This window comes from Natronobacterium haloterrestre (assembly GCF_900112205.1).
GTDB classification, from domain to species: Archaea; Halobacteriota; Halobacteria; order Halobacteriales; family Natrialbaceae; genus Natronobacterium; species Natronobacterium haloterrestre.
This window is the reverse complement of record NZ_FOKW01000006.1, coordinates 257,267-270,589: the sequence shown is the minus strand read 5'-3', so window position 1 is coordinate 270,589 and position 13,323 is coordinate 257,267. Positions and strand designations below refer to the sequence as shown.

Annotated in this window: 12 protein-coding genes; 6 read left to right on the top strand and 6 right to left on the bottom strand. The window is 65.2% G+C overall.

The features are described from left to right. Positions 1-152: 152 nt before the first annotated feature. On the bottom strand, positions 153-791 hold the full coding sequence (locus BM113_RS22645) for a hypothetical protein (protein WP_245758055.1): 639 nt from the start codon (positions 789-791) through the stop codon (positions 153-155). On the opposite strand from BM113_RS22645, the gene BM113_RS13445 reads away from it, so the two are divergent. After that, entirely contained in the window at positions 776-1,531 is a 756-nt protein-coding gene (locus BM113_RS13445; RefSeq protein WP_089788579.1) for a hypothetical protein, read from the top strand. The two genes, BM113_RS22645 and BM113_RS13445, sit on opposite strands and share 16 nt — an antisense overlap. Before the next feature lie 96 nt (positions 1,532-1,627). Next, the gene (locus BM113_RS13440) at positions 1,628-2,893 is read left to right on the top strand and encodes a saccharopine dehydrogenase family protein (protein WP_089788578.1); all 1,266 of its coding nucleotides are present in this window, start codon (positions 1,628-1,630) and stop codon (positions 2,891-2,893) included. Between the two features lie 78 nt (positions 2,894-2,971). On the opposite strand, the gene BM113_RS13435 is transcribed toward BM113_RS13440, so the two are convergent. The 3 genes from BM113_RS13435 to BM113_RS13425 all read right to left on the bottom strand — a co-directional run bounded on the left by BM113_RS13435 (position 2,972) and on the right by BM113_RS13425 (position 5,256). Next, positions 2,972-3,937, bottom strand: a complete 966-nt coding sequence (locus BM113_RS13435) for an ABC transporter permease (protein WP_089788577.1) — start codon at positions 3,935-3,937, stop codon at positions 2,972-2,974. Beyond that, positions 3,934-4,872: an ABC transporter ATP-binding protein gene (locus BM113_RS13430; protein WP_089788576.1), complete on the bottom strand. Its 939-nt coding sequence runs from the start codon at positions 4,870-4,872 to the stop codon at positions 3,934-3,936. Before BM113_RS13430 ends, BM113_RS13435 begins: the two co-directional genes overlap by 4 nt. 111 nt (positions 4,873-4,983) lie before the next feature. Beyond that, the gene (locus tag BM113_RS13425; protein ID WP_089788575.1) at positions 4,984-5,256 is read right to left on the bottom strand and encodes a DUF7967 family protein; all 273 of its coding nucleotides are present in this window, start codon (positions 5,254-5,256) and stop codon (positions 4,984-4,986) included. A gap of 116 nt (positions 5,257-5,372) precedes the next feature. Between BM113_RS13425 and BM113_RS13420 the strand changes: the two genes are divergently transcribed. The 4 genes from BM113_RS13420 to BM113_RS13405 all read left to right on the top strand — a co-directional run bounded on the left by BM113_RS13420 (position 5,373) and on the right by BM113_RS13405 (position 9,574). Then, on the top strand, positions 5,373-7,133 hold the full coding sequence (locus tag BM113_RS13420) for an excinuclease ABC subunit C (RefSeq protein ID WP_089788574.1): 1,761 nt from the start codon (positions 5,373-5,375) through the stop codon (positions 7,131-7,133). 85 nt (positions 7,134-7,218) lie between these two features. Further along, entirely contained in the window at positions 7,219-7,518 is a 300-nt protein-coding gene (locus BM113_RS13415; protein ID WP_089788573.1) for an SUI1 family translation initiation factor, read from the top strand. Positions 7,519-7,586: 68 nt separating this feature from the next. Further along, positions 7,587-8,069: a GNAT family N-acetyltransferase gene (locus BM113_RS13410; protein WP_089788572.1), complete on the top strand. Its 483-nt coding sequence runs from the start codon at positions 7,587-7,589 to the stop codon at positions 8,067-8,069. Between the two features lie 278 nt (positions 8,070-8,347). Then, the gene (locus BM113_RS13405; protein ID WP_089788571.1) at positions 8,348-9,574 is read left to right on the top strand and encodes a putative manganese transporter; all 1,227 of its coding nucleotides are present in this window, start codon (positions 8,348-8,350) and stop codon (positions 9,572-9,574) included. Positions 9,575-9,751: 177 nt separating this feature from the next. On the opposite strand, the gene uvrB is transcribed toward BM113_RS13405, so the two are convergent. Both uvrB and BM113_RS13395 read right to left on the bottom strand, forming a co-directional pair. Beyond that, positions 9,752-11,809, bottom strand: a complete 2,058-nt coding sequence (uvrB, locus tag BM113_RS13400; RefSeq protein WP_089788570.1) for an excinuclease ABC subunit UvrB — start codon at positions 11,807-11,809, stop codon at positions 9,752-9,754. A 506-nt stretch (positions 11,810-12,315) separates the two neighbouring features. Further along, a complete protein-coding gene (locus BM113_RS13395) occupies positions 12,316-13,080 on the bottom strand; it encodes an IclR family transcriptional regulator (protein ID WP_089788569.1) in 765 nt (254 codons plus the stop codon). Positions 13,081-13,323: the final 243 nt, after the last annotated feature.

Sequence of the window (13,323 nt, the reverse complement as noted above, 5' to 3'; positions counted from 1 at the left end):
TTAATATAGATTGAACGACGCACGCAAGAGACGGGGCGCATATTCAGGACTGAAGATGCAATCTCGGTTGGTCGAGGGACCGTTCATTAATCAGTTGGTTTGGCAGAAATCATAGAAAGATACAGCCGATCGGTGAGCAACCGCAGCGACAATCACCCATCGAAGCGGGTCTCAATCCGTGGAAGTACAACCTGCCAGTAGTAGAGGCCATACAGTACCGTGATAGCGAGGTATCCCCCGACTGTGGGGAGGAGTGACCACCCTGCAACGGCAACCAGATACACGACGAGGAATCCGGTGACGAGAATCCCTTCCAGCAAGACGATATCCAGGCCCGCCTTCGTTCGTACTTGTAAGTCACTTCCCGTGATGAGTCGCAACCCGATCATCCCAACAGTGAGTGTCGCCCACGTGAGCACGGGTAGCCCGAAGACCGTCAAAGGCGTGGCGTCCAACCACGCTACCGCTGAAATCACGAGTGGCCATCCGACAATTCCGAGGCTGATCCATGCGATGCCTCGCAACGATTCCTCCCGTATGATGCGTCGTAGTTGTGGGTTCATATCTACAGGTGAGGCAAGGATTTCTGCTGATAAAGCACCGGTGAGAGTTTTGCATCCGGATAGTAGCGTTTTGTAGCCGCAAAACCGACTTTGCGTCCGCAAAGTCCGGAACTGGAAAGCCACCAATAGCTGACCCGCTATATTTTCTCTGTAATATAGGAACGTCAACAGTCCGAAACCTCCATACTTCTTCGACGGTTCGTGAAGAATAGATGTCACTCCCTCCATGGATCTCTGCGGAATTGCCGGAAGACAGGAGGGTGAATACGAAACTCACGGAACGGCACGTCATCGAGACGATGCACCAGTCCGATCGACCGTTCTTTTCACTACAGCAGATCGAACAGCAGGTGAAACCGGACGTCTCGAAGGTCACCGTCCGCAACCGACTGGACGAACTGGAAAACCGTGGGATCGTTGCAACAGAAACTGTTGCCGACTCGACCCTGTATTACATCAATCATCCGGAGTCCGAGTGGCCACTCTCACCGGAAGGAAAACGAGCACTGAACAACGAATCGGCCGGAACAGAGAATCCGTTCCGTGAATTCCTGCGACATCCACGAGTCCGCCTGATCGTACGTGAGGAGTTGTTGCGGAGTATTGCGTGGGCCGCATTCAGTTTGTTCGGTTGGGCAATACTCATTAGCTCATCCGAGCGGTTGCAAGCAACCGTCTGGACGGTGGTTGGGCTCCCAGTCCTCACATGGACGTCCCTCACAGTCGGACTGATCGGACTTCGGCTGACGACTGGTAGCGACCTGCAGGTACAGTCTACGGAGGGACTACACGTCGTTTCACTGGGTGGTGTCGTGTTGGGTGGCTTCTGGGCTGCGTTTTTGATTTTTGTACTGGGCTGGCCACCCCTGCTCACCAGTGGACTGTATCTCTTCGTCACGGTCACTTATCTTGTCGTTTACAGACGAGTGATCCTACCCCGGTTTGCTTCGACCTCCTCCCGCCCCTGAAGGGATGGACTTTCGCCTCGCTGCCGCTGTAACGCGGGATCACTGCGGGAGCCACCGAACAGTTGAGGACGATAGGCCACCAAGCGACTGGTACTCGTGTCGACCACAGCCCGAACACACGATCTCGTCGTCTGGGGTGCAACCGGCGTCGCCGGCCGTCTCGTCGCTGAACACCTCACCGAACGGTACACGCCGGACGACCTCTCGCTCGCGCTCGGCGGTCGCGACGAGACGCGGCTTCGCGAACTGGAAGCGACGCTCGTACGCCAGCGATCCGAATGGGAGGAGATTCCGATCGTCGTCGGCGATGCGACGGATCGGGAGAGCCTGGACGCCATCGCCGAAGCGACCCGCGTCGTCTGTACGACCGTCGGGCCGTACACAACGTACGGCACGCCGCTCGTCGAGGCGTGCATCTCCGCCGGAACGGATTACTGCGACCTCACCGGCGAAATCAACTGGGTCCGCGAGATGATCGACCGGTACCACGACGATGCGGTCGATGCGGGCGCACGGATCGTTCACAGTTGCGGGTTCGATTCGATCCCCGCCGACCTCGGGACGAAGCTCGTCCAGTCGTTTGCCATCGACGAGTTCGGGACGCCCTGTGATCTGGCCCGGATCTACCTCGAGGACGCTCGCGGCGGGGTAAGCGGCGGAACGATGGCGAGCGCCGTCGAACTGTTCCGGGCCGCGTCCACCGATCCGGTCGCCCGGCAGACGCTTCGGAATCCGTATTCGCTGGCGCCACCGGGCGAGCGCGACGGCGTCGACCCCGGCGCACAGTCCCTCCCGAGGAACGACGCGCTGCGAGGGGAGTGGACGGCCCCGTCGCCGATGGCGGTCGTGAACGAGCGGGTGATCAGACGGAGCAACGCCTTACTCGGATATCCCTGGGGCCGCGAGTTCGAGTGCACGGAGGTCGTACCAATCGGACCGGGCCTCGTCGGCATGGCCGGTGCAAGCGCCGTGACAGCCGGCCTCGGGCTCGCGACCGCCGGGCTGGCCTTCGGCCCGACGCGGGAAGCCCTCCGTCGGTTCGTGTTCCCAGATCCGGGAGAGGGACCGACTCGAGAGGAGATCGAGAGCGGGTATTTCACCGTCCGCGTGCTCGGCCGCGGAACCGCACCCGACGGCCCGTTCGTCGTGGAGAGTCGGATCGGCGCCGACCGGGATCCCGGCTACGGCGCGACCGCGAATATGCTCGGCGAGGCCGCGATGTGTCTCGCCTGCGAAGAGATCGACTCGCCGCTCGAGGGCGGCGTGCTCACGCCGGCGTCGGGAATCGGCGATCCGCTCGCCGACAGGCTTCGACGGACTGGGTTGGTCGTGGAAGTGGGCGAGTGGGACCGGACGGCATAGCGACCGTCGACCCCGCGGACGACCGTCGGATCGGTCGGAGAGAAGCGAACGACCGGGACCGTCTCGACCCGTGTTCGGTTACAGGTCGACCCGCTGGAACCGATAGATCGCGACCGCGAGCGGGACGACGATCCAGAACAGCAGGACGACGACGGAGAACCAGTCCTGGAGGTAGAAGGGGACACTCCCGCCGAAGGCGTTCTCCATGGAGCGGACGACCTGGGGGTTCTGTTCGGCGATCGAGGTGACGAACGAGAGGACGTTCCGGTAGGCGACCCCAGGATCGAAACTGTGGAAGAGGAACGCCACGTCGTGGGGTCGCTCGAGTGCGATCGACTCCCCGCCGGGGCCGGTGACGGTGTATTCGACGCCCGGCAGGTAGTCGAGCTGGACCAGCGTGTCGACGGCGACGAGCATCGTCTCCCAGACGACGTAGAACAGGACGAAGACGCCGAACGCGAGCGCGCCGGCGACCGTCGTCGACCGGGCGAGCGACGACAGTGCGATGGCGATGCTGGTGTAGGCCAGCCCGTAGAGGACCGAGACGGCGAACAGGCCGACGTAGTCGGTCAGGTCGAAGCCGCCGAACGCCAGGGCGACGACGAACGCGGCGAAGAAGAACCCGACGAACAGCGACAGCGACAGTACCGCCGAGCGGCCGAGGAACTTCCCGACGAGGACGTCGGTCCGGGAGTGGGGCAGCGAGAGCATGACCTTGAGGCTCCCCGACTCGCGCTCGCCGGCGATGGCCTTCCAGCCGAGCACCAGCGCGATCACCGGGATGACGAGCCTGGTGACGTTGTGGACGGTACCGACCAGCCCCTGTGTCGTCGCCTCCGCGGTCGGGACGTCGCCGCCGAGGTACCACAGCAACACCGTCGGAAGCACGAGGATCGAGAGGAAGAAGGCGCTCAGGAAGAGGAACAGCCAGGAACGGATCGAATCCTGAAAGTCCTTTTTCGCGATGGCTCGAACGCTGTCCAGGCTGACGGAGCCGACGCCGGAAGCGGACCCCGGACCGGCGGACGCGGAATCGGTACTCATCGTGCCTCCACCTCCGATCCCGTCGTGTACGACTGGAAGACGTCCTCGAGCGAGGCCTCCTGCGTCGAGAAGTCACGGACCTCGATCCCACGGTCCTCGAGTTCGCCCAGGACCGCGGTCTTCGAGCCGTCGACGCTCACGACGAGCGTCGGTTCGGCTTCGTTCCGGTCGCCGGATTCGACGGCCGCGTTCGAGACGTCCTCGAGCGCCCGGACCGCGTTCAGGGCGTCGTCGTCGATCCGGTCGACCGTCACGCGAAGCGTCGTCCCGTCCTCGAGGGAGTCGCGCAGTCCGGCGACGGAGTCGACCGCGACCATCTCGCCGTCCCGGAGGATGCCGACGCGGTCGGCGACCGCCTCGACCTGTTCCATGCTGTGGCTCGAGAAGAAGACGGTCGCGCCGCGGTCGTTCTCCGCGCGGACGATCTCGCGCATCTCGCGGGCTCCGTTGGGGTCGAGTCCGGTAGAGGGCTCGTCGAGGATCAGCAGATCCGGTTCGCCCACGAGGGCCATCGCGAGCATGAGCCGCTGGGCCATCCCCTTCGAGTAGCCGCCGGCCTTCCGGTCGGCCGCGTCGGCGATGTCGACCCGCTCGAGCAGCCGGTCGGGGTCGTCGTCGACGCCTTTGGAGTCGATCGCGAACTCGAGGTGCTGGCGGCCGGTGAGCCGTTCGTACACCCGATATCCCTCGGGGAGGACGCCGGTGCGGGACCGGATCTCGCGGCTGTGGGCCTGGGCATCCATGCCGAGAACCGCGGCGCTGCCGGCCGTCGGGCGAACGAAGTCGAGGAGGACGTTGATCGTCGTCGACTTGCCGGCCCCGTTTGGGCCGAGGAAGCCGAACACCTCGCCCTCCCGGACCTCGAAGGAGAGATCCCGGAGTGCGAGCGTCCCACCGAACGACTTGGTCAGGCCGTCGACTGTGATGGCGGGCATACCCGTGTGGTAACGGCGTCCGCCGATAAGGTTTGTCACTCTCGATGGATAATATACGCTCTCCCGCGGCGGAAACAACGGACGAAAGCGGGTGCGAACGCGAGCGAGCGGTCAGATCGGGTCGTCGGGCTCGTACCCCTCGGCGGTGCGCTCGACCTCCATCGCGTATCGTTCGCGGGTGTCCTCGTCCTCGACCGGCTCGAGCTGGTCCGGTTCGACGTCCTTCGCGGCGGTCACCCTGGAGCGAGTCGCGGCCCCCGCTGCGAGCTCCCGGCGGTAGACGCGGTCGCCGTCGCTCGTCGCGTAAGCGAGGGTCACCAGCCCCTTGTCGTTGTAATCGCGTTCGACCAGCCAGCACCGGACCGTCTCGGTCGATTCGGTCATGTCCGTCCCTGGGAGGTCGAGCACCGAGAAAGTACCGCGTTTCGCCCGTCGGCGCGTGACTGACCGCGTCCCCGTGATGAGTCAGGCTGAAACCCCCCGCCACCCTAGGCCCGCCGATGAACGCCGAGGCGGTTCGCGAACGCGCCGGCTCCCTGCCCCGCGAGCCGGGCGTCTACCAGTTCCGGGCCGACGGAACGACCCTCTACGTCGGGAAGGCAGTCGACTTGCGGGACCGCGTGCGGTCCTACGCGGACCCGCGCAGCGCACGGATCCGGCGCATGGTCGACCGGGCCGACGAAATCGAGATCGCCGTCACCGACACCGAGACCCAGGCCCTGCTGCTCGAGGCGAACCTGATCAAGCGCCACCAGCCCCGCTACAACGTCCGGCTCAAGGACGACAAGTCGTACCCGATGGTCCAGTTGACGGACCACCCGGCCCCGCGGATCGAAATCACGCGGGACCCCGACGAGTCGGCGACCGTTTTCGGGCCCTACACCAACAAGACCCAGGTCGAGACCGTCGTGAAGGCTCTGCGGGAGACCTACGGCGTTCGCGGGTGTTCCGACCACAAGTACGAGAACCGCGACCGGCCGTGTCTCGACTACGAGATGGGGCTCTGTACCGCGCCCTGTACCCGCGAGATCGACCTCGAGAGCTACGGCGAGGACGCGACCGCGGTCGAACGCTTCCTCGAGGGCGAGACGGGGGTCCTCGCGGACCCGCTGCGCCGGGAGATGGAGGCTGCGGCCCAGGAGCAGCAGTTCGAACGCGCCGCCAACCTGCGGGATCGACTCGAGACGGTCGAGGCGTTCCACGGGGAGGGCGGCGAGGCCGTCCAGTCGGTCGGCGACGAACGGGCCGTCGACGTACTGGGGGTCGCCGTCGAGGGCGGGGACGCGACGGTCGCCCGTTTGCGGGCCGAGGACGGCAAACTCGTGAATCGGGAGCGACACACGCTCGAGGCCCCGAATGCGGACGCCAGTTCCGGTGGGGAGGACGGCGGCGTTCCGGCCGTCCTCGCGGCCTTCATCGTCCAGTACTACGCCGAGCGGGATCTGCCCGACGCACTCCTGCTCCCCGAGCGCCACGGCGACGAAGAAGTGACGGCCTGGCTCGAGGCCGAGGGCGTCTCGGTTCGCGTCCCGGGTGCCGGCCGGGAGGCCAAACTGGTCGACCTCGCGCTGAAGAACGCCCGGCGCAACGTCGGCAGCCGCGACGAGTGTGCGATGCTCGCCGACGCGCTGGACCTCGAGACCCGGCGCGTCGAGCGCATCGAGGGGTTCGACGTGAGCCACGCCCAGGGGAAGTCGGCGGTCGGCAGCGACGTCACTTTCGTCGACGGCAGCGCCGAGAAGGCCGACTACCGGCGGAAGAAACTCGCCGACGAGAACGACGACTACGCGAACATGAAGGCGTTGCTCGAGTGGCGCGCTCGCCGGGCCGTCGAGGGCCGGGACGATCGGCCGGACCCCGACCTGCTTTTGATCGACGGCGGCGAGGGGCAACTCGAGGCGGCCCGCGACGCGCTCGCCGAAGCCGGGTGGGACGTCCCCGCGGTCGCCCTGGCGAAGGCCGAGGAGCGCGTCGTCACCCCCCATCGCGAGTTTTCCTGGCCGGACGACGCGCCACACCTGCATCTCCTCCAGCGAGTGCGCGACGAGGCCCACCGCTTCGCGGTCCAGTACCACCAGACGATCCGTGACGACGTGACCACGGTACTCGACGACGTGCCGGGCGTCGGCCCCGAGACCCGGAAACGGCTGCTCGGCCGGTTCGGCAGCGTCGAGAACGTCCGGGAAGCGAGCCTCGAGGACCTCCGGAGCGTCCCCGGCGTCGGCGAGAAGACCGCCGAGACGATCAAGTCCCGGCTCTGATCGGCGGACGGCGACCCTGCTGCGTTTTCTCGGGCGTTGCGAGAGCAGGGACAGGGCTATCTCCGACCGCCCCCTACGTGAAACGATGGCAAACGAGGACGACGAACTCGAGGACCTGCTCGAGGAACTCGACAGTCAGGGGGATCTCGACGCGTCCCAGCAACTGCTCTCGATCCGCACCGAAAGTCGCCGCTACGACAAGCCGGTGACGATCGTCGAGGGGTTCGACCTCCCGAAATCGGAACTCGAATCGATCGCCTCGGACCTCAAGTCGTCGCTCGGCACCGGCGGCACCGTCGGCGAGGACCACATCGAACTGCAGGGCGACCACCGCGACCGCGTGCCGGACCTGCTCCGCGAGCACGGGTTCGACGTCCGAACGTAAACTCCACTTGGAGCGGTCCAACTCACGTTGCGCGTACAACTTTGGTGATCGCTACCGTACGTCAGTGTATGGAGATCCGACCGGCTACCGCCGACGACCGCGAAGCGATCCGGGAGGTCGCCCGCGACACTTGGCACGACACCTACGACGAACTCGACGCCGACACCATCGACGAGACGATCGACGACTGGTACGGCGAGGCGGAACTCGAGCGCGCCCTCTCGGAGGCGGGGACGGCGCTGCTCGTCGCCGAGGTCGACGGCGAGGTCGTGGGGTTCACCCACGGCGTCGTCCAGGGCGACGAGGGCGACGTGCTCCGGATGTTCGTCCACCCCGACCACCAGCGCGAGGGGGTCGGCACCGCGTTACACGAACGGCTCCGGGACGACCTCGAGGACTTCAACATGAAGCGCATGCGGGCGATCGACTTCGCCTCGAACGACGGCGGACGCGCCTTCTACGAGCGGCTGGGCTTCGAACGAACGGGCGAGGGCGAAGTCGAGATCGGCGGCGAGGAGCGGAAGGAAGTGGTCTACACGCTCGAGTTGTAGTCCGGACGGCGCAGTTCGGAGTGGAGTCGAGGCCGCCTCGGGTCGAACCCTGGCCGGCGACCGCCTCGAGTCGGCGTCCCCGAACCCGGAGATCGGTCGTGGTTTGGACGTCCCAGCCGGAGTTAGATTAGACTGGTCGAAACCTCTGCCATACGCCGGTTTCCACGGTAGATACTAGCTGATCGAATTCCACCGTAACACATTTATCCTATACTGCTAAACACATCTTTAGAGATGTCTAATCTTCGTACCGCGGACGGGACGGCCGGTGGGACGCGATGAACGACGGGTTCGTGATCCTCCTCGAGTCGCTCCGGGACGGCTACGTCCAGGTGAGCGCGTTCGTCGCCGTGACGGTGCTCGCGTTCGGACTGATCCAATATCGGACGAACGGGGCCGTACTCGCCGCCCTCGAGGAGAACGAGGGAGTACAGGTCCCGTTCGGGGGGCTGCTGGGGCTGACTCCGGGTTGTGGCGGCGCGATCGTCGTCATGCCGCTTTACGTCCGCGGGAGCGTCAGTTTCGGCACCGTCGTCGCGACGCTGGGGGCGACCGCGGGCGACTCCGCGTTCGTCATCCTCGCGCTCGCCCCCGAGGCCGCGGTGTACGCCTACGCCATCGCGTTCGCGGCCTCGGTCGTCACCGGCTACCTGGTCGATTCGGTCGGCCTCGGTGTCTCGCGGGTCGACGCCGCGGTCGCGAAACTCTCCCCTGCCACCCCGGACGGCGGGACCGTGGTCGACGGCGGCGTCCGGCCCAACCCCGCCCACGACTACGCCGGGCCCGCGCCGACCCACGCCCACGAGACCGGCCCCGACCGTCACTCTCGAGTGCTCACGCCCCTCTCGCACTTCGCACACGTCCTGTGGTGGCTGGCTGCCGTCGCCGGGCTGGTTCTCGGCACGCTGTACCTGCTGTGGGGCGGCCCCGAGGTGCCGATCACCGCGGGGGCGGACTTCGCCGGGCTGTTCACGGTCGTCGGCGTCGTCGGCGCGCTGCTGTCGCTGTACCTCTACCTGGTCGGCCGCCACTACGTCGGCGAGGGCGAAATCGCGCGGGCCAGGGACTCTTTCTCGTCGGTCTACGATACGCTGACCCACGCCGCGATGGAGACCAGTTTCGTCACCGTCTGGGTGCTCGTGGCCTTCCTCGTCTACGAGTACTTCGTCCTGCTTTCGGGGGCGAACGTCGCGACCCTCGCGGCGGCGGCGGGCGTACTGGCCCCGATCGGCGGCGCGGCCGTGGGGCTGATTCCCGGCTGTGGCCCGCAGATCCTGCTGGCCAGCGTCTACGCCGACGGCGGACTGCCCTTCTCCGCGCTCACGGCCAACGCTATCGCCCAGGACGGCGACGCGCTGTTCCCGCTGCTGGCCGTCGACGCGAAGGCAGCGGTGGTAGCGACGGTCTACAACTTCCTGCCAGCGGTCGTCGTCGGGGTCGCGCTCGACCTGCTTTGGGGACCCGTCTTCGGCATGCCGGAGTTCGGGTTCGGCGTGCTGGGGTGATCCCAGGAAGGCTCCGGGAAGGCTTCGGTAGCGATCCCCCGGATCGACATCAGTAGGCTACCGGCGCTCGCACAGCGAACCCACGTCACAGAAGCTGACTAACCGGTGCCGGTTCGAAAGCGCTCCTTTCCCACTCCGATCGGGATCAGCTACGAAACCGATCGGAGTCGTCCCGAGTTAGAACTCCTCGGTCGGCGGCGCGATCCCCTCGTCGTCCTCGCCTGCGAGGTCGAACTCCTCGCGGACCTCACGGATGCGATCCCGGATGTCGGCCGCCAACTCGAACTCGAGGTTGCTCGCCGCCTCCTGCATGCGGTCCTCGAGTTCGTCGATGTAGCGGGCGGCCTCCTCGGCGTCCTCGAGCGACCGACCCGAGACCTCGGTCGTGTCGGTCTTGCTGCCGGGCAGGTTCGCCTCGCTGACCTCCTTCTCGATCGTCGTCGGCTCGTACCCGTGTTCCTCGTTGTACTCCCGCTGGATGCGGCGGCGACGGCGGGTTTCCTCGATGGCCGACTCCATCGCCGACGAGGGGTCGTCGGCGTAGAGGACGACCTTCCCGTTGACGTTGCGCGCTGCCCGCCCCATCGTCTGGATCAGCGTCGTCTCCGAGCGCAGGAACCCCTCCTGGTCGGCATCGAGAATGCCCACGAGCGAGACCTCGGGGATGTCCAGCCCCTCCCGCAGGAGGTTGATCCCGACGAGCACGTCGATCTCTCCCAACCGAAGGGAGCGGATGATCTCGTGGCGCTCTAAGGTGTCGGTCTCGTCGTGCATGTACTCGACGTCGACGCCGGCCTCCTCCAGGTACTCGGTGAGGTCCTCGGCCATCCGCTTGGTGAGCGTGGTGACCAGCGTCCGTTCGTCGCGGTCGATCCGCTCGTCGATGCGGTCCATCAGGTCGTCGATCTGGCCGCTAGCCGGCGAGACCTCGACTTCGGGATCGACGAGGTGCGTGGGCCGAACGATCTGTTCGACGATCTGATCGCTGTGGTCGCGCTCGTAGTCGCCCGGCGTCGCCGAGACGTACAGCGTCTGGTTCGTCTTTTCCTCGAACTCGTCGAACGTGAGCGGTCGATTGTCGTAACTGGTCGGCAGGCGGAACCCGTTCTCGACCAGCGAGTCCTTCCGGGACTTGTCGCCCTCGTACTGGCCGCGGATCTGCGGGAGCGTCTGGTGGGACTCGTCGACCACCGTCAGGAAGTCCTCGGGGAAGTAGTCCAGCAGGGTGTAGGGCGCCTCGCCCGACTCCCGATCCGAGAGGTAGACCGAGTAGTTCTCGATCCCGGAACAGTAGCCGGTCTCCTGCATCATCTCGAGGTCGAACGTCGTTCGTTCCTCGATGCGCTGGGCGGCGATCATGTCCCCCTGGCGCTCGAAGTAGGAGATGCGCTTGTCCAGATCCTCGCGGATCTCCTCCATCGCCCGCTCGAGTTTCGTCTCGGGGATCGAGTAGTGCTCCGCCGGGTGGATCAGCACCGCCTGCTGGTCGCCCTGCGTCTTCCCCTCGAGGGGGTCGACCTTGACCATGCGGTCGATCTCGTCGCCCCATAGCTCCACACGAACCGCATAGCGGCCGTACATCGGGTAGATCTCGATCGTGTCGCCCCGCACGCGGAAGGTCCCCTGGGTGAAGTCGACGTCGTTGCGCTCGTAGTTCAGATCGACGAGCCGCGCCAGCAGCTCGTCCCGGCCGACCTCCTCGCCGACCTCGAGGCGCATCGACATGTCGACGTAGTTTCGCGGGTCACCCAGCCCGTAGATGGCGGAGACGGAGGCGACGACGATGACGTCCTCGCGGGTGAGCAGGGAACGGGTTGCGGAGTGGCGCAGCCGATCGATCTCGTCGTTGATCGAGGCGTCCTTGTCGATGTAGGTGTCGGTCTGCTCGACGTAGGCCTCGGGCTGGTAGTAGTCGTAGTAGGAGACGAAGTACTCGACGGCGTTTTCGGGAAAGAGGTTCCGGAACTCCTCGTACAACTGCGCCGCGAGCGTCTTGTTGTGGGCGATCACCAGCGTCGGTTTCTGGATCTCCTCGATCAGCCACGAGACGGTGTTGGTCTTCCCGGAGCCGGTCACGCCCAGCAGGGTCTGTTCGTCCATCCCCTGCCGGAAGCCGTCGGCCAGTTGTTCGATCGCCTCGGGCTGGTCACCCGCGGGATCGAACGGCGCGTCGACCTCGAACGGACGATCGACGTCGGGTCGGTCCGGCTGAAGGGGGCCTCGCGTATCGGTCACGGTTGTCCTCCGTACGGAGCGAACGCACTTGACCCGCACGCTTGAGGAACTGCCGAATACTCGAAATGATATAAAGATTATAGTAAGAGGAAATAGCCAAACTAGATATAGTATCCGGGTATCCGGCGCGATCGAGCGAGACCCGGTACAAACGTCGACGTCGTCGATTTGTGAGAAAGGACCCCAGGGCAGAACATCAGCAGTAAGCAACCCAAAGCACTGCGAGACACCGCTCGAGGCTCGAGTTCGAAACCGGTCGAGACGAACCCTTCCAACCATTTATATCATTCTGTTTTATATCTAGGTTTTATGTTACCTCTGCCGATCGGAGATTCACAATCCACCGGACAGAACGCGAACCCCTCTCCGGTCACTTCGCGCCACGCCGGTGACCAACTCGAGGAATCATCGCCAACCCGCCGTTTACAGCAGTACGGCCGTAAATACATACTGACCCCGAACCGTCGTCCCCTTCCGACCGAGCCCGTTCAGTATCGTCGAACAGGTCAGGAGTGCTCGAGGTTGAGTTCGATCACGTTCGCGATTCCGAGCACCGTCTCGGGGACCGCCGTCTCGAAGCGGTCGCCCCGCATGCGGTGGGTCGGCCCGGCGACGCTGATCGAGCCGATGACAGACCCCGAGCCGTCGAGGATGGGCGCTGCGACGCTTCGGAGCCCGTTGAGGCGTTCCTCGTCGTCGTAGGCGATGCGTTCTTCGCGGACCGACTCGAGTTCCTCGGCCAGGACCTCGCGATCCGTGATGGTGTTCGGGCTGACCGCCGACAGCCCGTGGCGGTCGATGATCTCGGTTCGGCGCCCCTCCGGCAGGAAGGCCAGGATCGCCTTGCCGAGTGCCGTACAGTGAATGGGGACTCGGTCGCCGACGCAGGTGTCGATGCGGGCGGCTTCGGACCCGCGGCTGCGGTAGAGGAAGACGCCGCGACCGTGCTCCTCCGTCATCAGCGCGGAAATCTCGCCCGTCTTCTCGGCCAACTGGTCGACCTCCGAACGGGCGACCCGGTAGAGTTCCTGCTGGGTCCGGGCCGTCTCGCTGAGCTGGAGGAACTTCAGGCTCGTCCGGTACTCGTCGCCGTCACGAACGACGTATTCGGCCCGCTCGAGCGTCTTCAGGTGATTGTGAACGGTACTCTTCGGGAGGTCCACGTGGTCGGCCAGTTCCGAGACGCCCGCCCCATCGAGATCGTTCAACGATTCCACGATGTCGAACGCTCGGTCGACCGCCTGTATTCCGTCCGAGCCGGGTGTTGCCATATCATACCAATAACGATCGACCAACATAAGCGTTCATCATCGCGGAACAATACATGATAACGATTGGCACTGGACTTAGCGGCGGACGACGTCGCTTCCGAAACACCGAGCGCCACGCGTTGCCAGACGAGGGACTCGAAGGATAAGCGGCGGAATACACGTGGAAAAGTGGACGATCGAGCATCCCCAGTCGAACCGAACGATCCCACATGGTGGAACAGCCGCCGAGGGACAACGAATATA